This is a genomic window from Pseudomonas sp. BR20 (genome assembly GCF_050780135.1).
Taxonomy (GTDB): Bacteria; Pseudomonadota; Gammaproteobacteria; order Pseudomonadales; family Pseudomonadaceae; genus Aquipseudomonas.
On record NZ_CP172012.1, the window covers coordinates 4,991,532 to 5,015,464 of the forward strand.

Genomic DNA, 23,933 nt, shown 5'->3' on the forward strand with positions numbered 1-23,933 from the left:
GCGCCTTAGATCATTTCTTCGCCGCCCTTCCCGCCGAGAACGATTTCTCCGGCTTCGGCCATACGGCGGGCAATGGTGAGGATTTCTTTCTGCGCGGTTTCCACGTCGCTGACGCGTACCGGGCCTTTGGCTTCCAGGTCGTCGCGCAACAGCTCGGAGGCACGTTTGGACATGTTCTTGAAGATCTTCTCCTTGACGCCTTCGTCCGAGCCCTTGAGGGCCAGCACCAGCACGTCGGAGGACACCTCGCGCAGCAGCGCCTGGATGCCACGGTCGTCGACATCGGAGAGGTTGTTGAACACGAACATGAGGTCTTCGATCTGGCCGGACAGGGTGTCGTCGATCTCGCGGATCGAGTCCATCAACTGGCCTTCGACCGAGCTGTCGAGGAAGTTCATGATGTCGGCCGCACGCTTGATGCCACCCAGGGTGGTCCGCGAGGCGTTCGAGTTACCCGAGAACTGTTTCTCGAGAATCGTGTTGAGTTCTTTCAGGGCCGCGGGCTGCACGGTGTTCAGCGACGACACGCGCAGGATGATGTCCAGGCGCACTTTATGGTCGAAGTGGCCGAGTACTTCACCGGCCTGGTCCGGGTCGAGGTAGGCCACCACGATCGCCTGGATCTGCGGGTGCTCGTAGCGGATCACATCGGCGACCGCGCGCGGCTCCATCCACTTGAGGCTGTCCAGGCCGCTGGTGTTGCCGCCCAGCAGGATGCGGTCGATCAGGCCGTTGGCTTTGTCTTCGCCCAGGGCCGAGGTGAGCATCTTGCGGATGTAGCTGTCGGAGCCGACGCCCAGGCTGGTCTGGTCGCCGACGATCTCGACGAACTCGCTCATCACCTGCTCGACCTGCTCACGGTGCACATTGCGCATCTGCGCCATGGCCACGCCCACACGCTGGACCTCTTTGGGTCCCATGTGACGCAACACTTGGGCAGCGTCGGTTTCACCGAGGGACAGCAGCAGGACTGCGGCTTTATCGACCTTGGTGAGTTTGGCAACAGCGGCTCGACTATCACTCATCTGCGTTAATCCACTCTTTCACGACCTGGGCCACACGGCCCGGGTCTTCTGCTACCAGACTTTTGATTGCGTTCAACTGAGCGTCGTAACCTTCGCTCGGGCTTGGCAACAGGATGCTTTGCGGGCCACCAAGGCTGACGCGGTCGTTGGCCAGTTCGCCATCCAGGCCGCCCATGCCACCCAACTCGACATCGCTGCCGCCGAAGGCCGCCAGTTGTTTCTTGCCGTTGCCGGTGATGTTGTTGAGCACCGGGCGCAGCACACCGAACACCAGCACCAGGATGAACAACACACCCAGCACTTGCTTGACGATGTCCCAGAACCACGGCTGGGTGTAGAACGCTGCTTCGGCGATCACTTCACCACGCTCGGCGGAGAACGGCATGTTGATCACGCTGACGCTGTCACCACGACTGGCGTCAAAACCAACGGCGTCCTGCACCAGGCGCGTGAAACGCGCCAATTCGTCGGCGCTCCACGGCGCGCGTGTTACGGCACCGTCAGCGGCGTTGACCTTGACCTGGTCATCGACCACCACCGACACCGACAGGCGATTGACGCGACCCTGCTGCTGCTTGGTGTGGCTGATGGAACGGTCGAGCTCGAAGTTCTTGGTGGACTGGTTACGCTTGTCCGCCGGATAAGGCGCGAGCATCGGCTGGCCGGTGGCCGGGTCCATGATCTGCTGGCCGTTGGCGTCCAGCAACGGTTGGCCAGGCTGGATCGCGCCAGCAGTAGCAGCGGCACCACCGGTGGTTTGCGGCGCCGAGGCCGGGGCTGGCGGCTGGTTGCTCAGGGCACCCGGCACACCTTGCGGGCCATTGCTGGCGGTACGTTGTTCGCTGGTCGATTGCTCACTGCGCAGGGCCGGCTGGTCCGGGTTGAACTGCTCGGAGGTCGACTCGACGGCGCTGAAGTCAACGTCGGCAGACACTTCAGCCTTGTAGCGGTCATTGCCCAGCACCGGTTGCAGGATGTTGTGCACACGCTGGGTGAGCATGCTTTCCATGCGGCGGCTGTAGTCGAACTGCTTGCCGGCCTGGGTCAGCGCGGAGTTTTCGGCCATGTCGGACAGCAGGTTGCCCTTCTGGTCGACCACGGTGATTTGCGACTTGCTCAGTTCGGGAACGCTGGTGGCCACCAGGTTGATGATCGCCAGGACCTGGCCAGGCTCCAGGGAGCGGCCGGAAAACAGTTCGACCAGTACCGAAGCACTTGGCTTGCGCTCGTCGCGCACAAACACCGAGCTTTTCGGGATCGCCAAGTGCACGCGGGCACCCTTGACGTTGTTGAGGCTGGAAATGGTGCGCGCCAGCTCGCCTTCAAGGCCACGGCGGTAGCGGGTGGCTTCCATGAACTGGCTGGTCCCCAGGCCCTGGTCCTTGTCGAGGATCTCGAAACCGATATTGCTGTCGGACGGAGTCACGCCAGCGGCGGCCAGCTTCATGCGCGCACGGGCCACATCGTCGGCCTTGACCAGCAAGGCGCCGGAGTTGGGCTCCACGGTGTAGGCGATGTCGGCGGCGGCGAGGGTTTCCATGATCTGCTTGGAATCCATGCCCGCCAGGCTGCCGTACAGCGGCCGGTAATCAGGTTGCTGCGACCACAACACCACGGCAAAACCAATCGCCACGCTGGCAGCCAGGCCAACCATCAGGCCCACCTGACGCAGCATGGTCATTTCCGAGAGGTTTTCCAGGAACGACAGGCCAAACAGCGGCGGCTTGCCGTCTGCCTTGGCGGGTACGTTGTCGGAGACTGCTTCTGCCATGACTTAGATCTCGCCCTTAAACCGGCATCTGCATGATGTCTTGATAGGCCTGGACCAGCTTGTTACGCACTTGGGTCAGGGCCTGGAAGGAGACGCTGGCCTTTTGCGAGGCGACCATCACATCGGTGAGGTCCACACCGCTTTTGCCGATCTCGAACGCATTGGCCAACTGACTGGAGGCTTGCTGGGTGTCACTGACTTTGTTGATGGCCTGGCCGAGCATGTCGGCGAAGCTGCTTTGGCCCAGTTCCGGCGCTGGCGCGACGGATTTCGGTTGAGCCATGGCATCCATCTGCATGGCGCGCATATCCAACATCAACCGATTGAACTCAATACCCTGGCTCATGACCTTCTCTCTCCAACCCGCAAATTTTTGACACTACGCAGCGATTACTAGGGGAAGTAGCAACAAGGGTGCCAGCTCTGTATCAACTCGTAAGAAAAGGCGACAAACCTTGTCAACCTTGTTACCGGTTATGTGGCGAACAAATACGCTTCCACGTCCATCCCGGCGTCGCGCATCTGCGCCAGCTTGTAGCGCAGGGTGCGCGGGCTGATACCCAGGCGCTCGGCGGCCTCTTTGCGGCGACCGCGCTCGGCGCGCAGGGTGTCGATGATCATCTGGAATTCGCGGCGACGCAGGTCGTCACCCAGCCCTCCGGCAGGCTCAGCCTCTGCAACCACCGGCGCGGGCGCCAACGTGGGCAATGGCGCCGCGCCACTGCCCATGGCCAGGCAGAAATCCTGGGGCTGGATCAGGCCGCCCTGCTGCAGAATCAGCGCGCGTTGGATGGCGTTGTCCAATTCCCGCACATTGCCGGGCCATGGATAGCTGATCAGGCAGGCCTGGGCTTCGGCGGACAGCCGCGCCTGGGCGTGCTTCATTTTTTTGACGTGGTTGTTCAGCAGGCGCTCGGCCAGCGGAATGATGTCTGCCGGGCGCTCACGCAGCGGCCGCCAGGCCAGGGGGAACACCGAGAGGCGGTAGAACAGGTCTTCCCGGAAGCGCCCCGCCGCCACTTCGCCAGCGAGGTCGCGGTTGGTGGTGGCGACCACGCGGATATCCAGCTGGATCGGCTTGCGCGCGCCGACTCGCTCCACTTCGCGCTCCTGCAGCACCCGCAACAGTTTGGCTTGCAGGCCCAGGGGCATTTCCGAAATCTCATCCAGCAGGATGGTGCCGCCATCGGCCTGTTCGAACTTGCCCGCCTGGGCCGCGATGGCGCCGGTGAACGAGCCCTTTTCGTGGCCGAACAGCGTGGCTTCGAGCATGTTGTCGGGGATCGCCGCGCAGTTGATGGCGATAAACGGTTGCTTGGCACGGGTCGACTGCTGGTGGATATAACGCGCCAGCACCTCTTTACCAGTGCCGGACTCACCGGAGATCAGCACGGTGGAATCACTACGCGCCACGCGGGCGGCCAATTCGAGCAATTGGGCACTGGCGGGCTCGAAGGCAATGGGCCCCTCGCCTTCGCTGGCTGGGATCACGCCCAGGGCATGGCGCGCGACCAGCTCGATCAGGGCTTTAGGCTCAAAGGGTTTGACCAGGTAATCCGCCGCGCCCTGGCGCATCGCGTCCACGGCACGCTCAACGGCACCGTGGGCGGTCATCAGCAGCACCGGCAGTTGCGGCTGACGCGCACGCAGCAGGCCGAGCAACTGGTGGCCGTCCATGCCGGGCATGTTCACGTCGCTGACCACCAGGCTGAAGGTTTCCTGCTCCACCGCCTCCAAGGCGTCCTCGGCAGACCCGACCGCCCGGTAGTCATGGCCCGCCAACAACAACGTGTCAGCCAATGCTTCACGCAGGGCGCGATCGTCTTCCACCAACAGAACCTTGATAGCCATATCCTTACTCCGCGCTTGCCGCGCATGAAAATAGCGGCAAGGTCATCAATGCACAGGTGCCACGCCCAACGCGGGAATGCAGCTGCAATTCTCCCTGATGGGCACGTGCCACGGCCTTGACCACGGTCAGGCCCAGGCCGGTGCCGTTGGTCTTGGTGGTAAAAAACGGTTCACCCAGGCGCTTCAGCACCACCGGATCGATACCGCTGCCGCTGTCGCTGATGCACAGGCGCAGGGTTTGTTCGCGGTTGTACAGGTGCACCTTGAGCCGCGCGCCGGGGCCGCTGGCCTGGGTGGCGTTTTCGATCAGGTTGAGCAGCGAGCCCACCAGGGTGTCGCGGTTGCAGAGCAGCTCGCCGAGGTGGCTGTCGCACTGCCAGCGCACTTGCACGTCTTGGATATGGGCAGCCGCAGCAGCTTGCAGGGCCTGCATCAGCTGGGCCGGCGTCACGCGGTCGGTCAGCGGCAATTCGCCGCGGGCAAACACCAGCATGTCGCGTACCTGGTGCTCCAATTCATGCAGGCGCTCCTTCAGGCGTCCGGCGAAGCGCTGGTGGGTGGCGGCAGGCAATTGTTCATCAGTCAAATGACTGGCGTAGATCAACGCGGCCGACAACGGCGTGCGGATCTGATGCGCCAACGAAGCGACCATCCTGCCCAGGGACGATAAACGCTCATGGCGCGCCAGCTGGTCCTGCAGGTGACGGGTTTCAGTCAGGTCGTTAAGCAGCACCAACTGGCCCGGCTCCGCATCCAGGGAACGGGTGGCGATGGACAGGCGACGGCCATCTTTCAGGGAGATTTCGTGGCCATCGTCCTCACGCGGCGCAAAGCAGCGGGTGATGACGTGTCGCCACAGCTCGCCTTCCAGCGGCAGGCCAAGCATGTCGCAGGCCGCCGGATTGGCTTCACGCACGCGGCCGTCTTCATCGATGACAATCACGCCACCGGGTAACAGCGACAGCAGGTTTTGCAGGCGGTTGGCCAGGCGCTCTTTCTCGGCCAGCTCTTCCATGCGCTGGGCGCTGACCACCGCCAGTTCGCCTTTCAGCTCGGAGACCCGGGCTTCCAGCAGGCTGTAGGAGTCGGTCAGTTGGCTCGACATCTGGCTGAACTGCGAGAACGCCTGCTCAAGACCCTGGCGGGTCGGCGGCTCGACAGGCGGAACCAGCCCCTGGATGGCGGGGGCCGAAGATAGTTGGGCGGCGTGGGGCATCATGCTCTCTCGCTTGGCTGACCGTCAGTTAAACGGAACGTTGCGAGAGCTGTAGCAATAGTTGTGCCGAAAAAAAACCGCTGAAATATCAGCGGTTTGGAAAACAGGCGTCAATCATCTGCCTGTTCATCACCGTCTTTGCGGCTCATTCCGTACTTGCGCATCTTCTCCACCAGGGTGGTTCGACGGATGCGCAGGCGCTCGGCGGCACGGGCGACGATGCCGTTGGCGTCGTCCAGGGCCTGCTGGATCAACCCCTGCTCCAGGTTGCCGAGGTAGTCCTTCAAGTCCAGGCCTTCAGGCGGCAACATGGCGGTGGAGCCGAAGTCCGGGGTGTGGCCGTTGATGGCGACCCGTTCTTCCATATCGCTGCGCAGGCTGTCGACCAGATGCTCGTCTTCGTCGTCGACGTAGCGGAATTTCTTCGGCAGCTCGACCACGCCGATCACACCGTAGGGATGCATGATCGCCATGCGTTCCACCAGGTTGGCCAGCTCACGGACGTTGCCCGGCCAGCCGTGGCGGCACAGGGACATGATTGCGGCCGAGTTGAAGCGGATCGAACCGCGCTTTTCGTGTTCCATGCGCGAGATCAGTTCGTTCATCAGCAACGGGATATCTTCCACGCGCTCACGCAGCGGGGCCATCTCGATCGGGAATACGTTGAGGCGGTAGTACAGGTCTTCGCGGAAGCTGCCGACCTCGATCATGCTTTCGAGGTTCTTGTGGGTTGCGGCAATGATGCGCACGTCGACGCTCTGGGTCTTGTTGCTGCCCACGCGCTCGAAGGTGCGCTCCTGCAATACGCGCAGCAGCTTGACCTGCATCGGCAGCGGCATGTCGCCGATTTCGTCGAGGAACAGGGTGCCGCCGTTGGCCAGCTCGAAACGCCCGGCACGGCTGGTGATCGCCCCGGTAAAGGCGCCCTTCTCGTGGCCGAACAGTTCGCTTTCGAGCAGCTCTGCCGGGATCGCTCCGCAGTTGACCGGCACAAAAGGCCCGTCGCGGCGCTTAGAGTGGTAGTGCAGGTTGCGCGCGACCACTTCCTTGCCGGTGCCCGACTCGCCGAGGATCAGCACGCTGGCGTCGGTATCGGCCACCTGCTGCATCATCTGGCGCACGTGCTGGATGGCACGGCTGGTGCCGACCAGGCTGCGGAACAGGTTGGGCTCGCGGTGGCGACCGCGCTCGCGGGCCTGGTCGTACATCTCGCGATAGACCTGGGCACGGTGCAGGGAATCAAGCAATTTGCTGTAGCTGGGGGGCATTTCCAGACTGGAAAGCACGCGGCGGCGCTGGTCTTCCGGCAGCTCGACAGAAGAAATATCACCGATTAGCAACACCGGAAGGAACTCATCCCAGGTAGACAGTGTCTTTAACAAGCCCAAAACACCACCTGGAGCGTTTACCGTCCCGATCAGCACACAAATGACTTCACGGCTCGACGACAACGAGCTGGACACCTGCTGCCAATCATGGCTGCCGCAGGGCAGATTTTCTTCGCCAAGAAAATTCAAAATCACCGCCAAGTCGCGGCGGCGGACGCTATCGTCATCGATCAGCAGAATTTTGGTTTCACGCCACATGCAATAGCAACTTCCCTAGTAAAACTTCCTGCCCCGAGATTGTGGGCAATCGAGGCGCCTGTAAGACTTCTTACCTTACTAGACGTCTGAAATCTGAAAACAGCACTAGTTAAGTCAAAAAAGCTGGCACGGTCAAATTTATGACGCGCCGGTAGGATTAACTGCGACTGTTCAACCGAACAGATGGTAAACCTTTGACGCATTTTTCGCTTGGTTGATCTGCGACATCTCTTCAAAAATCGCCTGGCGCTCGCCGGTCGTCACCTCAAGCAACTGCTGATATACCACCAACAGGCTCTCAAGCTTCTCGCGCAGCGCATCTTCATCCACTGGCGCTTCGCTGAGCACCTCATCGATCACCGCGCGGCAACCCAGGTCCAACTCGCCAACGGCCTCCCAATTGCGCTCGGCCAGCGCGCCGATCAGGGCTTCGCGGGTTTCGTCGATGCGTTGCAGTGCTTGGCTCATGATCTGTACCTCAAGGCGATCCGCCTTATTGTGGAGCGATGGCATCCCAGCCGGTTTTGACTGTAATCAGCAGGCGGGCGACTTCGTCGATCATCTCGGCGTCATTGACTTGATTCGCCTCGACCAGACGATTGCCCATGTAGTTGTACAGGGCGTCCAAACGCTGTATCGCTTCCGGATCTTCGGCTTTCTCCGGCTCCAGACCATCGCGCAGGCCGGAGATAATTTCGATCGCCTTGCCCAGCAACAGCCCTTTCTGGGCGATATCACCGCGACTCAACGCCCCCTTGGCCTGCGCCATACGGTCCAGGCCACCTTCCATCAGCATCTGCACCAGACGATGCGGGCTGGCCTCGGAGACCTGAGCATGGGAATTGACCTTCTGGTACTGGCGAAGGGCTCTCATCGGGTTCATGTTGCTACCTCGTTACTGGCGACAATCGAATAGGTTTGCTTAACCAGTTTTTCGACTGAGGCGACAAAAACTTTAATCCAGAACCATGGGCCAGGGCCCTGAATCAGGGCCCAAGGCGCGCCGTCCATCAGCTCGACTTCGGATTGTTCAGCGAGTTGAGGGTGGTCATGATGCTGGAGCTGCTGGAGTTGATCTGGGCGATCATGGTGTCCATGGCGGTGTACTTGGCCGTCAGGGACTTCTGCAAGGCATCCATGCGCCGCGTCAGGTCATCCGTCTCTTTGGTCAAGTCGGTCAACTTGTTGTTGAGATCGGTGGCACGGGTTGCCAGCGTGCCGGTGGTGCCGACATAACTGTTGGTCGCCTTGTTCATCCGCGTGATCAAGCCCGTGTCGCCCGTGAACAGCTTGGCGATATCGCCGGCGCCTTTAACTACTGCCGCGTTCCAGGTTTTGTCATCCAGGCTCAACAGCCCGGTTTTCTGGTCAGTGGTTACACCCATCTGTGCCAAACTGGAAATACTGCCTGCCCCAGAACCGCTGACCAACTCCGAACGCAGGCTGTTCACCAGTTGACGCATCGAAGCATCACCGGTCAACGCCCCTGCGGTGGTGGTCGAGGCATCGCCAGTGGCGGTGACTTTGGTCTGGGTATTGACGGCTGTCATCAGCGCGTTGTACGCGGTGACGAACGACTGTACCGAGGTTTTCAACGTGTCGGTGTTGCTGGCCACGGTGATGGTCGTTGGCTTGGTCAAGTCAATCGTGTCAAGCAGATCCAGGGTCACGCCACTGATCGCAGACGTGATCTTGTTGCTGTTGGATGACATTTCAACGTCATCGATGAAGTACTTGGCATTTTTTGGGGCCGCGCCCTTGTCATACCCGGTGGCCAGTTGCGAGTCGCCACTGAGGGTGATGTCGGTGCCTTCGCCCATGTTGGTCGACGTCAGTACCAGACGTGCGCCGTTGGAGTCACTCAGTACGTTGGCGCTGATGCCCTGGGACGAAAGCTGGGTATTGATGGACTCGCGCACCTGTTGCAAGGTTGCGCCGCCAGAAATCACCACGTCATAGCTTTTGCCCGACTGGTTGATCGTCAGCGTCTGGTCTTCGTCGGTGCTATTGGCCTTGCCCGTCGCGCCGTCCACATTCACTGCGGTGGTGACTTTCGACGCGGTCGCCAGGTTCGTGACTTCCAACACGTACTTGCCGCTGGACGCGCCGTCAGCCAAGGTCACCTTGGCATTTTTCTCTTCCGAAGAAGTGGCCGCCAGCCCATTGAACGCCGAGGCATTGTTCAACTTGGTGATCGCCGCCTGGTAGGCTTCCAACGCCGTCTTGACCGAACCAACCGCCGACAACTGCACGGTGGCCTTTTTCTGCTCGTTGGTGATCTGCGCTTGCTTGGGCGCTTGTTCAGCCCCCACCAGCGCCTTGACGATAGCTTGCGTGTCGTAGCCCGAACCTGGGCCGGAAATCGTTGAACTAGCCATTTGCCATTCTCCTTGTCCTGCAGCGGCCGTTTTTTTGGCGCTTATGCGTTCTGACCGCAATCAGAGACATGTTTCGTGCCAACTCAGGCCTTGCTATCAAACAGCAAGCTGCTGGCATCGCTAAGGTTCTGCGCCAGCTTCAGCGCAGTCTCCGAGGGTATCTGTCGAATCACTTCACCACTGTCCGTGGCGATCACCTTGACGACCACCTTGCCGGTGGAGTCATCGATGGAAAAATCCAGGTTGCGCTGTGAAGCCTGCACAAACTCGCGAATATCGGTTACCGCTTTTTCCAGCGCGACGCGCTGCGGCTCCTCGCCCTTGACCGGTTCACTGCTGGCTGCAGTCTTTGCCTGGGGCACCGGTGCGGCGCTGGGCTGGGCTGTACCAGAGGCGTAGGGAGTACTTAGCTTGATGCTCATGTCCATGTCACCACCTCCAAACTGAAAAAACGGAAGGGCACGTTAAACGCACCCTCCCGTTATTTAACCGCTGTCGCCTATTACTGAAGCAGCTTCAGAACAGAGGATGGCAGTTGGTTAGCCTGGGACAGGATCGCAGTGGAAGCCTGTTGCAGGGTTTGTTGCTTGGTCAGTTCAGCAGCTTCAGAAGCGAAGTCAGCGTCTTCTACGCGGCCTTTGGCAGCGGAGGAGTTCTGCGAAATGCTCTGCAGGTTGGCCACGGTGCTGGCGAAGCGGTTTTGTACGGCACCCAGCTGCGAACGCTGGCTGTCGATCTGCTGCATGGCATCGTCCAGAGCCTGAATGGCCTGCTGCGAAGAAGCGGCAGACAGAATGTTCAGATCGGAAACGCTGGTTTCCATGGTGACGGCGGTTTTGGTGCCTGCAGCGGAAGCCGTTGCCAGACCCAGAGCGGCCAAGCCAGTACCGGCGCTGCCGTCTTTGATGGTGATGTCTTTGTCAGCGAACAGGTTCAGGGTGCCATCAGCGTTTTTGCTGGCTTGAACACCAGTGCTCGCGCTGTTGATCGAAGCAACGATCGCGTCGCTGGTGTCACCTTTTTTGAATTTAACTTCAACGCCGTTGAGGTTGATCGAAGTATCTTCGGTCAGCTTCGCCTGGGAAGTACCAGCAGAAAGGCCCAGAGTCGACAGCGAACCGCTGACAGTGTTGCTCAGTTTGACGTCATTACCGTCTTCAGAAACGACTTGGATACGGCCTTCGCTGCTGATGGTAGCGGATTTGATACCGGCTACAGCAGCGATATCAGTCAGGACCGAAGCGATATCGTCGGTTGCGGTCCAAGCTACAGTAGTCCCATTTACAGAGATGCCGCCAACTGCACCAAGAACCGTAGCGCCGGTATTCACTGCTGCCGGGGTAACCGCGGTAGTAGCGGCGGTAAGGCCCAGGGTGGCGAGAGGAGTGCCGGTGCCGTTCGCAATGGTGAAGGCCTTATCGGACTTCAGGGACATCACGCCGGTCGCATCTACCGAAGCAGTTACACCAGTAGTCGAAGTAGCAGCGTTGATTTTGCTTACGGCTTCGGCAGTGACGAGAGTACCGTCAGTAGCGGCGGCTGCAGCAGCGAAGGTGATTGTTGTGCCGTTAATGGTCAGCGTTTCAGTGCCAGCCAGGACCGCAGCATCTGCTACAGCGGTACCGGAAACTTTTGCACCAGCAGGAGTACCCAACACCGAACCGGTGGAGGTTGCGCTCAGGCCTTTCATCGCTTCGCCGTTCACGGCGGCTTCACTGTAGTTGCCTTTCAGCGCAGTCGAGCTGATGTCGGTCATACCGAACGAGATAGTCTCGTTGGCGTTGGCGCCGATCTGGAATGCTACGTTGTTGAACGAGCCGTCCAGCAGGTTACGACCACCGAAGGTGGTGGTGCTGGCGATACGGTTCAGCTCGCCCACTTTAGCGGTGAATTCTTGCTGCAGGGAAACACGGTCAGCGTCGCTTTTATCACCGTTCGCCGCTTGCAGGGCGAGTTCACGCAGACGCTGCAGGGTGTTGGTGGATTCTTGCATCGCGCCTTCAGCGGTCTGGGCAATCGACACGCCGTTGTTGGCGTTAGCGATGGCAACGTTCAGGCCTTTGACCTGGTTGTTCAGACGGTTGGCGATCTGCATGCCGGCGGCGTCGTCTTTGGCGCTGTTGATTTTCAGGCCGGAGGACAGACGGTTCATCGACTGGCTCAGAGCGTCGGAAGCTTTGTTCAGGTTCTTCTGGACACCCAGGGAAGTGATGTTGGTGTTTACTGATAATGCCATGACGAAATCCTCGTTGATTGGATGCTGCGGCTTCCGGCCCTGGCAACCGCCGGGTGTGGCCTAGAGAACCTACGTAATAGTTATCGTCGTGGTAGCCAGTTGCTTGAGGGTTTTTTTGAAATTTTTTACTAGCACCGTGCCACCCCTTGCAATTCAAGGGCTTAGGCCCGCGAAAAACCCCGATTTCATTGGCTTTTCTGGCGCCAATAAAAAAACGCCGATGATCTCTCGATCATCGGCGTTTCTTTTGAAGCCGGTTAAAACCTCACGAACGATAGAGAATCGCCGACCCCCACGACAACCCCACACCAAAACCACTGATAGCCACGCGCTTCCAGGTGGCGTCGATCACATGCTTTTCCAGCAGCAACGGAATACTCGACGACACGGTGTTGCCGGTCTCGACCATGTCCTTTATGAACTTGTCCACCGGTGCATCTTCAAAGCGACGCGCCACGGCGTCGACAATCGCCGCACTGCCCTGGTGAATGCAGAACGCATCGATGTCATCGGCCTTGAGGTCCGACTCATTGAGCAGCTCGTGCAAATGCGCCGGCACCTTGAGCAAGGCGAAGTTGAACACCTGGCGGCCATTCATAAAGAACACGCCATCGCTGACCTTCAGGTGCGGTGCGCCGGAACCGTCGGTGCCGAACTTGGCCTTGCCCAGTAGCCACGGCGCATCTTCACCCATCCAGGTGGCGGTGGCAGCGTCGCCGAACAGCATGGTGGTGTTGCGGTCTTCCGGGTCAACGATCTTGGAGTACGGGTCGGCGGTGATCAGCAGGCCGTTCTTCAGGCCGGTGGCTTCCATGAAGCCTTTCATCGCGTAGATGCCGTAGACGTAGCCGGAGCATCCCAGGGAGATATCAAAGGCCGCGACGTGGGTCGGCAGGCCGAGTTTGTCCTGGACGATGGCAGCAGTGTGGGGCAAGCCTTCTTCATCGCCGTTCTGGGTGACGACGATCAGCGCGTCAATCGACTCGCGCTTCAAATCCGGGTTGTTGGCAAACAAAGCGTTGACCGCCTCGACACACAGATCGGAGGTTTCCTGCGCAGCTTCCTTGCGCGGCAGGAACGCCGAGCCGATCTTGCCAATGATGAATTCTTCATCCTTGGCGAATTTGGCACCCTGGGCGTAGTTATCGATCCCGTCTGCCGGCACGTAACTGGCGATGCTTTTTATGCCAATCATTGTGGCTTCCCAATACTAAATAGCTGGAGAACACCCCAGGCCTGGCCTGGAGTGCTGACAATAAAGGGGATAACCCCATAAAAAATCTCGCTGAAAGCCGTCCCGCAAGGACCTTGTGACGACTTATCCTTTTCACACGATACAGTGAAGATGCGCTTTATGACTCACAGGTCACTCAATTTTGTGTGGATTGTGCAAAACGTTTCAACAATTTAGCCGCAGAAACGACAGCGGCCCGCCCTGTTTCCAGAGCGGGCCGCTTGACCTGACGCCACTTACATCTTGTTGAACAGGCTCAACTGCGAGATTTTCACAAAAGCCAGTTGTGACGCCTGCAGCATGGTTTGTTGCAGGCTGAGGTTGATGGCCGCTTCGGCGAAGTCGACATTGCCCAGCGAGTTCATGGTTGTGGTATTGGCCAGGCCAATGCTGGTGTTTTCCTGCACCTGGATATCCAGGGTGTTGAGGCGCGCACCGATGCCACCACGAATCTGGTCGATCTGGCTGTAGGCATTGGTCAGGTTGCCGATGGATCTGGCCACCACATCCTTGAGCTCCTTCTGCAACGCCGGGTTGCCATCCGACGGTGTCTCGAGGGTCCGACGCAGGCGACTGAGGGTATCGAGCACGTTCTCGTTCTTGTTACTGGTGGCACCGACCAGGAACTGATCGCCGTCTGCAGGATCCGCACTGACGCCCAGGGTAACGCCCGCCACCGTGATCGAGGTGGCACCGGCGGCCAGCGTATCGCTGGCGATGGCTTTGCTGTCTGCGCTGTAAGGCTGCGCGTAGACGCTGTAGGCACCCGCCGCGCCGAACTTGATCACCAGGCCGGAGTTGGGGAACGTGCTGGAATAGGCGGCCTGATCGGTCACTGCGCCGCCCGTCAACTGCGCCGTGCTCGGATTGCTCGGCGTACGCGACACACTGAACGAGTCAGGCTTGATCGACAGGCTGAACTCGCGGCCCGCCACCACCAGATCCGACGGCGCGCCCGGCAAGACGTCTTTGCCCAGGTTCAAGCCGATGTCGAACTTGACCCCACGCAGGTTGAGGATGGAGGCGCCTTCCTTGGTGGAATCGAAGGTGCCGTTGCCCGGGATCTCGGAAGTGATGTCCTTGCCGGCCTTGTCGCTGACGGTGTACTGGGTACTGCTGGTAAAGGTCAGCTTGTACGGCTGGCCGTCGGCAAATTTGTCGCTGCTGGTGCCCGAAGCAATCAGGCCTGCCGATACGGTGACTTTACCGTCATCCACATCCACAGCCGGGTTCGGCAGCACGCGCGTGGCTTGCGTACGCCCGGTATTGGCCGCGGTTTCAAGCATGCTCTTGGCGGTATCCCCCATCGAGATCGACAGGTTTTCGGCGACTTTCAGGGTCAGCGGAGTGTCATCGCCCTGATAGGTGTAGGTGCCGTCGTTGTTGCGCGAATAAGGCGGCGTGTCGGTCTTGCTCCCGGAAAACAGGTAATTGCCGGTGGAATCCTTGGTATTGAGCAGGCCCATGATCTGGTCTTCCAGGGAACCGATTTCAGCGGCCGTCGACTTGCGGTCGGCATCACTGATGCCGAGGTTACCCGCCTTCAGGGCCAACTCACTGGCCCTTTGCACAGCGATGTTGATGTTTTCCAGCACGCTGTCTTCGGTGCTCAGCGAATTTTTCAGCGTGTCGATATTGCCGTTGAATTGCCCCAGCATGTCTTTCTGCTGTTGCAGCATCAGCAACCGCGCCGCCGCCACCGGATCATCCGCCGCCGTTTGCACGCGCACACCGCTGCTTGCCTGATCCTGGGCCTTCACCACGCTGGAGTAGTTCTGCTGGTAATTGGCGGAGCTGGTTTCGAAATACTGCTGTGTAGAAATACGCATCGTCCCAGACTCCCTTAAAGGCTATTGATCAATGTGGTGAAGGTTTCCTGCGCAGCCTTGATGATCTGCGACGACGCGGTGTAGTACTGCTGGAACTTGATCATGTCGCCCGCCTCGTCATCCAGGTTGACCCCGGACACCGAGTTGCGCGCAGCCTTGTTGGCCGCCAATAAGGCGCCGGTCGCAGAAACGTCAACACCGGACTGGTTGGCCTTGGCGCCTACCTGGGAGACCAGGCGGCTGTTGGCACCGGTCAGGCTCACGCCGACGTTACCACCGCCCAGCCCCACAGTGGCCTTGGTCTGCAGATCAAGCAACTGCTGGGCGTTGCGGCCATCGGACTTGCCGCCGCTGTTGAACGAAAAGGTCGTGCTGTCACCATCGGCCGGCGAACCGTTGATGGTGGTGTCGAATTTGAAGCCGGAACCTGGGATCACGGCGCCGGTGGCATCCAGCTCGGGCACATTGACGCTGATCTTGTTGCCCTGCCCCGGAATGATGGTGCCGGTACCGATCGCCTTGCCCTGGGCATTACTGATCGTATACGACTGAGTGCCGTCCGCAGCCGGCTTGCCGAACACCATTTTGACCGGCATCAGGCCTTTAATATCCGTACGTAACTGCGCGGTAGCCGCCCCGCCGTGGATATCCAACGGAACGCTCAACGACGGCTGGGTAAACGTGCCCGTGCCGGCATTGGTCTTGCCGCTTTCGCCGATCAGCGGGCCGGCAAATGCGAGCTTGTTGGCATCGGCCATCTCCACGCCGATAGCACTGGCCCCGGTGGCGGTAGGGCTGACCTTGAAGCTGTCGGGAAAGCTCATGCTGCCCTTGCCATCGAGTGCCAGGGTGAAGCCGTCCATCGGCACCTGGTTGGCGGCGGTGATGTCGAAGGTGCCCATGGCCTTGCCGTCGGAGCGCAGCACCGTGACCATGTTCGGGTTGGTATTGTCGCTGAAGGTGACCTGGTAGTCGAACGTGGTGAGCTTGCTGCTGTCAGTGATCGTCACGTTCAGGTTGCTGGCGGTGGCACTGTTGCCCGCCGCGCCCTGGCTGCGTGAAGCAATGGCGGCAGCGCTGTTGATGTCCTTGAACAGCGAGGTACCGAAATCACCATTCAAGTCCAGGCCCTGGCCCAACTGGTTATTGATGGTATCGGCGGTGGCAATGGCCAGGCGGCCCAGCTCATTGATAGCCGGCATCAGGGCGTCGCTGCGATAACGCAACAGGCCACCAATGCTGCCGCCACTGACCACCGAACCGAGGTCCAGGGCGGTGCCGCTGACATTCAGTTGAATGGTGTACTGACTGTTATCCGATTTGCTCGGCACCGCAGAAATCGTGTTGACAATCCCACCTTCCACCAGCGACTGGCCAGTGCCGGTGGTAATACTGAATTGGCCGTTCTTTTCCGTCGCAGTCACACCGATCAGCTCGTTGAGCGAGCGCACGGCCTCATTACGCGAGTCCAGCAGGTTGGCTGGCGCGCTGCTGGCCGAACCTTGGGCCTGGAAGATCTGCTTGTTCAGCGAGGCAATCGAGGCGGTCAGTTGGTTGACCTGGTCACTCATGGTGCTCAACTGGCTGTTGATGGTTTCTTTTTGCTGGGTCAGTTGCGTCGACAGCGAGTTGAAGCGATTGGTCAGGGTCTGGGCATTGGCAACCAGCAGTTGCCGGGCCGAAAGGTCATTAGGGTTCGACGAAGCCGTCTGCAACGTTGCAAAAAACGAACTGAGTACCGACGACATGCCAGTGGTGCGGTCCGACAACAACTTGTCCACACTGCCGATCTGGCCCTGGTACGCATTGGCGTCCGCACTCAACGATGTGCTGTTTTGGTAGGCAGTATCCAGATACTCGTTGTACACCCGACGCACATCCGCCAGGGTCGTGCCGCTACCGATGAACACACCGCCGAACTGGTTCGACGCATTGGCGGTCTGAGCGCTCTGCTGGCGGGAGTAACCCGGAGTATTGACGTTGGCAATGTTATTACTCAAGACCGACAACGATCCTTGAGCGGCGTTAAGCCCTGACATCCCGATGTTGAGCAAACTCATGGTTCAGACCTTATAAATGAGTGGTCGCGCCAGCGGCAGCGTAATTCTGGTAACTGTTCATGGTTTTTGCGATCTGCGAAATCTTGCTGGCATAGGCCGGGTCGGTGGCGTACCCGGCTTTTTGCAACTCGCGTACAAACTGTTCCGGGTTGTCGGCCGATTTCACAACTTCTTTATAGCGATCATTGCTTTGCAGCAATGTCACGAGGTCATGGAAGCTGTCCTGGTAGGAGTCGTAGGAACGGAACTGCGCCGTTTCCTTGACCATCGCCCCATCACGAAACTCGCTGGTGATCGCGCGGGCCTGGCCGCCCTGCCAACTCTGGCCGGCCTTGATGCCGAACAGGTTATGGCTGCTGCTGCCATCCTCGGCGCGCATCACCGACTTGCCCCAACCGGTTTCCAGGGCGGCCTGGGCCACCAGGTACTTCGGATCGACACCGATACGCGCGGCCGCCGCCTTAGCCATCGGCAACATGGTCGCGACAAATTCGTCCTGGGAGCTGAACGCCTTCTTCACCGGCGCCAATGGCGGCTGGGCCACCGCGCGGCCGTAGACCTGCATGCGCCCGCTCGGTACGGCAAATGTGCGCGCAGTGCTGTTGACCACATTGTCGGCGGCCGCGCTGTTACGCAGCGGCGCCGCCTGGGCAACGGTCGTGGTGTCGGTGCTCGGCACGATACCGGCGAGCAGGCGATCGGTAAGCTTGCTCGGCAAGGCGATACGGCGCTGGTTCATCAGTGCGATGTCGTTGCTGTGGGTCGCAGCGGCGCCCGCCTGGGGCTCCGCCACGCGATAGGCCCACAGTGGACGCTGGCCATTGGAACGCCCCAGCGGGCCCTCGGCCTGGGTACCGGCGGCAATTTGCGTCGGCACATCGACTTTCTTGACGGCCTCGGCCGCCGCCGGGCCCTGCAAGGTGGCCGCCTGGGCGTCCACCGGCTTGTTCTTCTGCATCTGGCGCATCAGCACATCGGCCAGGCCGATACCGCCGCCTTCGCGGGACATCGACACCGCCAGTTGCTGGTCGTACATTTCCTGGTACTGCTTGGCCGCCGGGGTGTTCATCGGGTTGTCCTTGCCCAGGGCCTCGGTGGCCGAGCGCATGGATTTAAGCATCTCGCTCAAGAACAGCGACTCGAATTCCTGCGCCACCTTGCGCATGTTGCCTTCGCTGTTCTTGTCGCCGACTTTCAGTTGGTTCAGGCGATTCAAGTCGGAATACGAACCCGAATCCGCCGTACTGGTCAGGCCGCTGTTACGCATGTCCATGGCCATGGCCTTAAATCACGATCAGGTCGGCTTGCAACGCGCCGGCCTGCTTCAAAGCTTCGAGGATCGCCATCAAGTCGCCTGGCGCTGCGCCCACCTGGTTCACCGCACGCACAATCTCATCCAGGGTCGTGCCGGGGCCGAACTTGAACATCGGCTTGGCCTCTTGCTGGGCGTTGACCCGCGAGCGTGGCACCACCGCCGTCTGGCCATTGGACAACGGCCCAGGCTGGCTGACGATCGGGTCTTCGGTGATGGTCACGGTCAAGCTGCCGTGGGTCACCGCCGCCGGCGAAACCTTGACGTTCTGACCGATCACGATGGTACCGGTACGCGAATTGATGATGACCTTGGCCACCGCCTGGCCCGGATCGACTTCCAGGTTTTCCAGGATCGACAGGTAGTCCACGCGCTGGCTGGGGTCCAGCGGCGCAGTCACACGGATCGAGCCACCGTCGATGGCCTGGGCCACGCCAGGGCCGAGCATGTCGTTGATCTTGTCGACCACACGCTTGGCGGTGGTGAAGTCCGAACGGTTTAGGTTCAAGGTCAGGCTGTTGCCCTGGTTGAAACCGCTCGGCACCGTGCGCTCAACGGTGGCGCCACCCGGGATACGACCGGCCGACGGCACGTTGACGGTGATCTTCGAACCGTCACGCCCCTCGGCGTCAAACCCGCCCACCACCAGGTTGCCCTGGGCGATGGCGTAGACGTTGCCGTCGATACCTTTCAGTGGCGTCATCAGCAGGGTGCCGCCACGCAGGCTTTTGGAGTTGCCGATGGACGACACGGTGATGTCGACCACCTGGCCCGGCTTGGAAAACGCCGGCAAGTCGGCACTGATCGACACCGCCGCGACGTTCTTCAACTGCACGTTGCCCGAACCCGCCGGAACCTTGATGCCGAACTGCGAGAGCATGTTGTTGAAGGTCTGCAGGGTGAACGGAGTCTGGGTGGTCTGGTCACCCGTGCCATTGAGCCCCACCACCAGGCCGTAGCCGATCAACTGGTTGGAACGCACGCCAGAGATGCTGGCGATGTCTTTCAGGCGTTCGGCCTGGGCGACTGCGCTCAGACTCAGCAAGAGTGCCGCCGCCATCAGCTGCTTGAGTTTCAAAGTGGCCACCTAGAAAGGGAACAGCGGGCTAAGGAAGAAACGGTCGAACCAGCCCGGCTGACTCGCATCAGCGAACGAACCCGTACCCGAGTAGGTAATGCGTGCATCGGCAATGCGCGTCGACGACACCGTGTTGTCGGTGGAAATATCATCGGCACGGACCATGCCGGCAATACGCACCAGCTCGTCGCCGGTATTAAGCGTCATCCACTTCTCACCGCGCACGGCGATGATGCCGTTGGGCAATACGTCGGCCACCGTCACAGTGACCGAACCGCTCAAGCTGTTGCCCTGCGCTGCCGCGCTCTTGCCGTTGGTGGCGCGATCACCGCTGTAGCCGGCATTCAGACTCAGGTCACCACTGCCCAGGGGATTATTGGTGTTGGGCACGGCACCAAACAGCGAGCTCAAACCAATGCTGGCCGTACTGGTCTTGTCGATCTGGGAGTTGGCGTTCTTGCTGGCCTGGGTTCGCTCGTTCAGGGTGATGGTGATGATGTCACCCACGCGGAATGCCTTGCGGTCGCTGTACAGGTTCTGTTCGAAACCGGCCTGGTAGATCGAGCCATTGTTGGCCGCCGCCGGCAATGGCGTGCGCGGCAACACCGGCGCGTAGTACGGGTCATTGGGTTTTGGCGTCGGGGCGACACAGCCCGCGAGCACGGCAATCCCACTCAATGCCAGAACGGAAACATAGCGATTCATGACCCTTACCTCACGGTGTTGCAGGAGCTCTCAGGAGCGCCCCATGGACTTGATTACAGATTCTGCGTTACGAACGAAAGCATCTGGTCGGCGGTGGAAATCACCTTGGAGTTCATCTCGTAGGCGCGCTGAGTAGTGATCATGTTGACCATCTCTTCAACGGTGCTGACGTTGGAGGTTTCCAGGGTGCTTTGCAGCGTGGTGCCGAAACCGTTCAGGCCTGGGGTGCCGATTTGCGGCGCGCCGCTGGAAGCGGTTTCCAGGAACAGGTTGTTACCCATCGCCTGCAGGCCGGCCGGGTTGATGAAGTCGGCGGTTTGCAGGTTACCGATCACTTGCGACGCCGGGTTACCGGCCACGGTGATGGACACGGTGCCGTCGTTGCCGACGGTGAAGGTCTGGGCGTTGTTCGGCACGACGATAGCCGGTTCCAGGGCGAAACCGTTGGCCGTCACGATCTGGCCATTGGAGTCCAAGTGGAAGGTACCGTCACGGGTGTAGGAAGTGGTTCCGTCCGGCTGTAGGATCTGGAAAAACCCTTTGCCATTGATGGCCATGTCCAGCGGCTGCCCGGTCTGCTGCAGGTTACCGGCGTTGAAGTTCTTCTGGGTGCCGACGATCTTCACACCGGTACCCAGTTGCAGACCCGACGGCAATTCGCTGTCCTGGGTCGACTGGGCGCCTGGCTGGCGCTTGATCTGATAGAGCAAGTCCTGGAACTCGGCGCGGTCACGTTTGAAACCCGTGGTCGACACGTTGGCCAAGTTGTTGGAAATGGTGGTCAGGTTGGTGTCCTGGGCGGACAGACCTGTTTTGGCAACCCATAGAGCCGGAAGCATGCTGTTCTCCTTCGTGCGCCTGTTTGTTGGCGCTGCGCTGCAAAATTAGTATTCAGCCAGTGACGCGACTATCAGCTCATCTGCATGACGCGAGTCATGGCCTGGTCGTCTTCCTTGGCGCTGTTCATCATCTTGATGTGCAATTCAAACTGCTTGGAAAGCGCCAGGACCGCGGTCATTTCTTCCACGGCGTTGACGTTGCTCGCCTGCAGGAAACCCGAGGTCAGCGTGACGTTCGCATCGGCCACGGCCGGCTGGCCATCCTTGGTATGGATGGTGCCATCCAGGCCTTTATTCATATTCTTGAGATCGGGCTGGACCAGCTTGATGCGGTCCACCTCAGCCATCACCCGCGGGCCTTCGCCCATGGCGCGGATGCTGATGGTGCCATCGGCGCCCACTTCGATTTTTTGCTGCGGCGGTACGGCGATCGGGCCACCGTTGCCCATGATCGGCATGCCGTTGCCGGCGCGCAGTACACCCAGCGCATCGACGTTCATGCTGGCACTGCGCACGTAGGCTTCACCGCCATCGGGGGTTTGCACCGCCATCCAGCCATTGCCGTTTACCGCCACATCCAGGTCACGACCGGTCTCGATCATGGCGCCGGGGCTGAAGTCGGTAGCGGGACGTTCGGTCATGGCAAACGCACGCGCCGGAAAGCTGTCACCGAACACCGGCATCGAACGCGCCTGTTCCAGGTCGCGCTGAAAACCGTTGGTGGAAATGTTCGCCAAGTTGTTGGCATGGGCCTTCTGCGCCAGTGCATTCTGGCTGGCGCCGGTCATTGCCACATAAAGGTACTTGTCCACGCTCTTTCCTCTTTCTGACGCAGGCTTGCCGCCCACCGCTGTACTGATGAGGCTTAAGCAATTTGCGAACCAACTTTTAAAAACAGGGGAAAGCCCAGGCGGGGCGGGGTTTTGCGGGCAGGCAGCAGGATTTTAAGGACTGGGGATAGTCGAAAAAACGGCGGACTTATGCCGCTTACGGCAAGTACCCGTCTTACGGGTGACAGAGAACCAATGCGGGAGGGGCCGTTGGTTATTTGTCAGCCTTGAGGATTTCGTAATCACGCAACTTATTGGCGATGGTGGTGTGTGACACCCCCAGGCGCTTGCCCAACTGCCGGCTGCTGGGGTGCTCGGCATACAGGCTCTCCAGCACCGCCTTCTCGAAGCGCCCGACGATCGCCTCCAAGCCGCCCTCCAGGGAAAAATCGCCAAGGGGTTGGCGCACGCCGTAGTCCGGCAGGCGAATGTGCTCGACCTTGACCGTCCCGCCCTCACACAGCGACACCGCCTGGAACAGCACGTTTTCCAACTGCCGCACATTCCCCGGCCAGTGGTAGTGGCTGAGGCGATCCATCGCGGCGGGTGCCAGCCTGGGCAGCGGGCAGCCGATCTGCCGGCTGGCCTGGTCGAGAAAGTGCTCTACCAGGGGAGCCAGGCCGTCGAGGCATTCGCGCAGGGGCGGGATATGCAAGGACAGCACGTTGAGGCGGTGATAGAGGTCCTGGCGGAATTCGCCACGGGCACAGAGTTCGGACAGGTCCACCTGGGTGGCGCAGATCACCCGCACATCCAGGTACACCTCTTCGTCACTGCCCACGCGCCGAAAGCAGCCGTCCTGCAGGAAGCGCAGCAATTTCACCTGCAAACGCGAACTCATTTCCCCGACACCATCGAGAAACAACGTACCGCCCGCCGTCAGTTCCAGCAGCCCGAGCTTGCCTTCGGCCCGCGCGCCTTCAAACGCGCCGGGGCCGTAGCCGAACAATTCGGTCTCGGCCATCGACTCGGGCAGCCCGGCACAGTTCAGCGCCATCAACGGCGATTGCCCGCGCGGGCTGGCCAGGTGGCAGGCGCGCGCCAACAATTCTTTGCCGGTGCCGGTTTCGCCTTCTATTAATAGAGGCGCATCCAACGGCGCCATGCGCCGGGCTTCGCGCACCACGGCGGCCATGACCCTGGAGCTTTGGAAGATGCTGTCAAAACCGCGCAGCTCCTGTTTGCGCACGTTGTAGATGCGCTCGCCCACGCGGTCGGCACGGTGCAGGGTCAACACGGCACCGGCCATGGCTTCGCTATCATCGTGCTCGGAGGATTGCAGCGGCGCGATATCCGCCAGGAACACGTCACCCTTGACCTTGACCCGCAGGCCATTGATCCGCGATTTACTCGCACGCACCAGTTCCGGCAAATCGAAATCCTCGGCGTAGCGCGACAGTGGAATGCCCGGCACCTCATCCACCCGCACCCCGAGCAACTGCGCGGCCGCGCGGTTGGCGGCTACGATGGAGCCGCCCATGTCGATGGACAGCACCGGAAACTCGAGCGCACCGAGTAGCGCATTGAGTTCCATATGCCGACGTTCACTGGGCATCAGCCCTACCCTTTTGACGCCAAACACCCCGGCAATCGCCTCAAACTGCGGGCGCAGCGCCTGGAATTGCATGTTCACCAGGTTCGGGCAGAACAGGTAAATGGCGTTGCCATGCTCGCCGCCCACCTCACCCTTGGCAACGTTGACGCCGTACTCCACCAGCAGGTTAAGGATGTCCCGCAGGATGCCGATGCGGTTCTGGCAGTGCACTTTGATACGCATGAAAAGGCTCGAAAAGTGGGTAGGCGCCGCGTCTTTTTGTCGCTGGGCGCAGATAGTCGTCAAGATTATGTGACAGCTCGGGGGCTTTTCCCAGCCCAATACGCCAACCAGCCGCGTAACCGTAACGAATACTTTACGAAAATCGGTAATTTTTCCTACATCACCGATGTTGAAGCCGATGGAATCTTGCTCCGCACGGCGTATCA

General features: G+C 60.2%; 20 protein-coding genes. All 20 read right to left on the reverse strand.

Annotated features, from left to right (window positions below; all coding sequences use genetic code 11):
• Window positions 1-5 precede the first annotated feature (5 nt).
• Window positions 6-1,025: a flagellar motor switch protein FliG gene (gene fliG / locus ACHPFG_RS22920; protein ID WP_048720872.1), complete on the reverse strand. Its 1,020-nt coding sequence runs from the start codon at window positions 1,023-1,025 to the stop codon at window positions 6-8.
• Entirely contained in the window at window positions 1,018-2,796 is a 1,779-nt protein-coding gene (gene fliF, locus ACHPFG_RS22925; RefSeq protein ID WP_053133228.1) for a flagellar basal-body MS-ring/collar protein FliF, read from the reverse strand. Before fliF ends, fliG begins: the two co-directional genes overlap by 8 nt.
• Window positions 2,797-2,812: 16 nt before the next feature.
• Window positions 2,813-3,142, reverse strand: coding sequence for a flagellar hook-basal body complex protein FliE (gene fliE / locus ACHPFG_RS22930; RefSeq protein ID WP_010208741.1), 330 nt, complete (start codon window positions 3,140-3,142; stop codon window positions 2,813-2,815).
• 128 nt (window positions 3,143-3,270) lie between these two features.
• Window positions 3,271-4,647, reverse strand: a complete 1,377-nt coding sequence (locus ACHPFG_RS22935) for a sigma-54-dependent transcriptional regulator (RefSeq protein ID WP_259243490.1) — start codon at window positions 4,645-4,647, stop codon at window positions 3,271-3,273.
• A 4-nt stretch (window positions 4,648-4,651) separates the two neighbouring features.
• On the reverse strand, window positions 4,652-5,863 hold the full coding sequence (locus ACHPFG_RS22940) for a sensor histidine kinase (RefSeq protein WP_131698735.1): 1,212 nt from the start codon (window positions 5,861-5,863) through the stop codon (window positions 4,652-4,654).
• A 110-nt stretch (window positions 5,864-5,973) separates the two neighbouring features.
• The gene (locus ACHPFG_RS22945) at window positions 5,974-7,449 is read right to left on the reverse strand and encodes a sigma-54 dependent transcriptional regulator (RefSeq protein ID WP_431700503.1); all 1,476 of its coding nucleotides are present in this window, start codon (window positions 7,447-7,449) and stop codon (window positions 5,974-5,976) included.
• Between the two features lie 171 nt (window positions 7,450-7,620).
• Window positions 7,621-7,917, reverse strand: a complete 297-nt coding sequence (locus ACHPFG_RS22950) for a flagellar protein FliT (RefSeq protein ID WP_167656598.1) — start codon at window positions 7,915-7,917, stop codon at window positions 7,621-7,623.
• 25 nt (window positions 7,918-7,942) lie between these two features.
• Window positions 7,943-8,332 carry a flagellar export chaperone FliS gene (gene fliS, locus ACHPFG_RS22955; protein ID WP_034099507.1) on the reverse strand — a complete coding sequence of 130 codons (390 nt, stop codon included), beginning with the start codon at window positions 8,330-8,332 and terminating at the stop codon, window positions 7,943-7,945.
• A gap of 127 nt (window positions 8,333-8,459) precedes the next feature.
• Window positions 8,460-9,827 carry a flagellar filament capping protein FliD gene (gene fliD, locus ACHPFG_RS22960; RefSeq protein ID WP_431700504.1) on the reverse strand — a complete coding sequence of 456 codons (1,368 nt, stop codon included), beginning with the start codon at window positions 9,825-9,827 and terminating at the stop codon, window positions 8,460-8,462.
• Between the two features lie 83 nt (window positions 9,828-9,910).
• The gene (locus ACHPFG_RS22965; RefSeq protein ID WP_090400030.1) at window positions 9,911-10,255 is read right to left on the reverse strand and encodes a flagellar protein FlaG; all 345 of its coding nucleotides are present in this window, start codon (window positions 10,253-10,255) and stop codon (window positions 9,911-9,913) included.
• Between the two features lie 74 nt (window positions 10,256-10,329).
• Window positions 10,330-12,063, reverse strand: a complete 1,734-nt coding sequence (locus ACHPFG_RS22970) for a flagellin (protein ID WP_431700505.1) — start codon at window positions 12,061-12,063, stop codon at window positions 10,330-10,332.
• A gap of 265 nt (window positions 12,064-12,328) precedes the next feature.
• Window positions 12,329-13,258, reverse strand: coding sequence for a ketoacyl-ACP synthase III (locus ACHPFG_RS22975; protein WP_167656594.1), 930 nt, complete (start codon window positions 13,256-13,258; stop codon window positions 12,329-12,331).
• Window positions 13,259-13,533: 275 nt separating this feature from the next.
• Window positions 13,534-15,126, reverse strand: a complete 1,593-nt coding sequence (locus tag ACHPFG_RS22980; RefSeq protein WP_431700506.1) for a flagellar hook-associated protein 3 — start codon at window positions 15,124-15,126, stop codon at window positions 13,534-13,536.
• 14 nt (window positions 15,127-15,140) lie between these two features.
• Window positions 15,141-17,186, reverse strand: a complete 2,046-nt coding sequence (gene flgK / locus ACHPFG_RS22985; RefSeq protein ID WP_431700507.1) for a flagellar hook-associated protein FlgK — start codon at window positions 17,184-17,186, stop codon at window positions 15,141-15,143.
• 10 nt (window positions 17,187-17,196) lie between these two features.
• Window positions 17,197-18,465 carry a flagellar assembly peptidoglycan hydrolase FlgJ gene (gene flgJ / locus ACHPFG_RS22990; protein ID WP_431700508.1) on the reverse strand — a complete coding sequence of 423 codons (1,269 nt, stop codon included), beginning with the start codon at window positions 18,463-18,465 and terminating at the stop codon, window positions 17,197-17,199.
• A gap of 4 nt (window positions 18,466-18,469) precedes the next feature.
• Entirely contained in the window at window positions 18,470-19,558 is a 1,089-nt protein-coding gene (locus tag ACHPFG_RS22995) for a flagellar basal body P-ring protein FlgI (RefSeq protein WP_033901075.1), read from the reverse strand.
• A gap of 27 nt (window positions 19,559-19,585) precedes the next feature.
• Complete coding sequence (flgH, locus tag ACHPFG_RS23000) at window positions 19,586-20,281, reverse strand: flagellar basal body L-ring protein FlgH (protein ID WP_431700509.1); 696 nt, start codon at window positions 20,279-20,281, stop codon at window positions 19,586-19,588.
• A 53-nt stretch (window positions 20,282-20,334) separates the two neighbouring features.
• On the reverse strand, window positions 20,335-21,120 hold the full coding sequence (flgG, locus tag ACHPFG_RS23005) for a flagellar basal-body rod protein FlgG (RefSeq protein ID WP_027603835.1): 786 nt from the start codon (window positions 21,118-21,120) through the stop codon (window positions 20,335-20,337).
• Window positions 21,121-21,191: 71 nt separating this feature from the next.
• Window positions 21,192-21,932: a flagellar basal body rod protein FlgF gene (locus tag ACHPFG_RS23010; RefSeq protein ID WP_431700510.1), complete on the reverse strand. Its 741-nt coding sequence runs from the start codon at window positions 21,930-21,932 to the stop codon at window positions 21,192-21,194.
• Window positions 21,933-22,164: 232 nt separating this feature from the next.
• Window positions 22,165-23,727, reverse strand: coding sequence for a sigma-54-dependent transcriptional regulator (locus ACHPFG_RS23015; protein WP_431700511.1), 1,563 nt, complete (start codon window positions 23,725-23,727; stop codon window positions 22,165-22,167).
• Window positions 23,728-23,933 lie beyond the last annotated feature (206 nt).

What these genes read in the sequence shown, in the direction of transcription:
- fliG (WP_048720872.1), bottom strand. Translation starts at nt 1,025, where the DNA reads ATGAGTGATAGTCGAGCCGCTGTTGCCAAACTCACCAAGGTCGATAAA.
- fliF (WP_053133228.1), bottom strand. Translation starts at nt 2,796, where the DNA reads ATGGCAGAAGCAGTCTCCGACAACGTACCCGCCAAGGCAGACGGCAAG.
- fliE (WP_010208741.1), bottom strand. Translation starts at nt 3,142, where the DNA reads ATGAGCCAGGGTATTGAGTTCAATCGGTTGATGTTGGATATGCGCGCC.
- ACHPFG_RS22935 (WP_259243490.1), bottom strand. Translation starts at nt 4,647, where the DNA reads ATGGCTATCAAGGTTCTGTTGGTGGAAGACGATCGCGCCCTGCGTGAA.
- ACHPFG_RS22940 (WP_131698735.1), bottom strand. Translation starts at nt 5,863, where the DNA reads ATGCCCCACGCCGCCCAACTATCTTCGGCCCCCGCCATCCAGGGGCTG.
- ACHPFG_RS22945 (WP_431700503.1), bottom strand. Translation starts at nt 7,449, where the DNA reads ATGTGGCGTGAAACCAAAATTCTGCTGATCGATGACGATAGCGTCCGC.
- ACHPFG_RS22950 (WP_167656598.1), bottom strand. Translation starts at nt 7,917, where the DNA reads ATGAGCCAAGCACTGCAACGCATCGACGAAACCCGCGAAGCCCTGATC.
- fliS (WP_034099507.1), bottom strand. Translation starts at nt 8,332, where the DNA reads ATGAACCCGATGAGAGCCCTTCGCCAGTACCAGAAGGTCAATTCCCAT.
- fliD (WP_431700504.1), bottom strand. Translation starts at nt 9,827, where the DNA reads ATGGCTAGTTCAACGATTTCCGGCCCAGGTTCGGGCTACGACACGCAA.
- ACHPFG_RS22965 (WP_090400030.1), bottom strand. Translation starts at nt 10,255, where the DNA reads ATGGACATGAGCATCAAGCTAAGTACTCCCTACGCCTCTGGTACAGCC.
- ACHPFG_RS22970 (WP_431700505.1), bottom strand. Translation starts at nt 12,063, where the DNA reads ATGGCATTATCAGTAAACACCAACATCACTTCCCTGGGTGTCCAGAAG.
- ACHPFG_RS22975 (WP_167656594.1), bottom strand. Translation starts at nt 13,258, where the DNA reads ATGATTGGCATAAAAAGCATCGCCAGTTACGTGCCGGCAGACGGGATC.
- ACHPFG_RS22980 (WP_431700506.1), bottom strand. Translation starts at nt 15,126, where the DNA reads ATGCGTATTTCTACACAGCAGTATTTCGAAACCAGCTCCGCCAATTAC.
- flgK (WP_431700507.1), bottom strand. Translation starts at nt 17,186, where the DNA reads ATGAGTTTGCTCAACATCGGGATGTCAGGGCTTAACGCCGCTCAAGGA.
- flgJ (WP_431700508.1), bottom strand. Translation starts at nt 18,465, where the DNA reads ATGGCCATGGACATGCGTAACAGCGGCCTGACCAGTACGGCGGATTCG.
- ACHPFG_RS22995 (WP_033901075.1), bottom strand. Translation starts at nt 19,558, where the DNA reads ATGGCGGCGGCACTCTTGCTGAGTCTGAGCGCAGTCGCCCAGGCCGAA.
- flgH (WP_431700509.1), bottom strand. Translation starts at nt 20,281, where the DNA reads ATGAATCGCTATGTTTCCGTTCTGGCATTGAGTGGGATTGCCGTGCTC.
- flgG (WP_027603835.1), bottom strand. Translation starts at nt 21,120, where the DNA reads ATGCTTCCGGCTCTATGGGTTGCCAAAACAGGTCTGTCCGCCCAGGAC.
- ACHPFG_RS23015 (WP_431700511.1), bottom strand. Translation starts at nt 23,727, where the DNA reads ATGCGTATCAAAGTGCACTGCCAGAACCGCATCGGCATCCTGCGGGAC.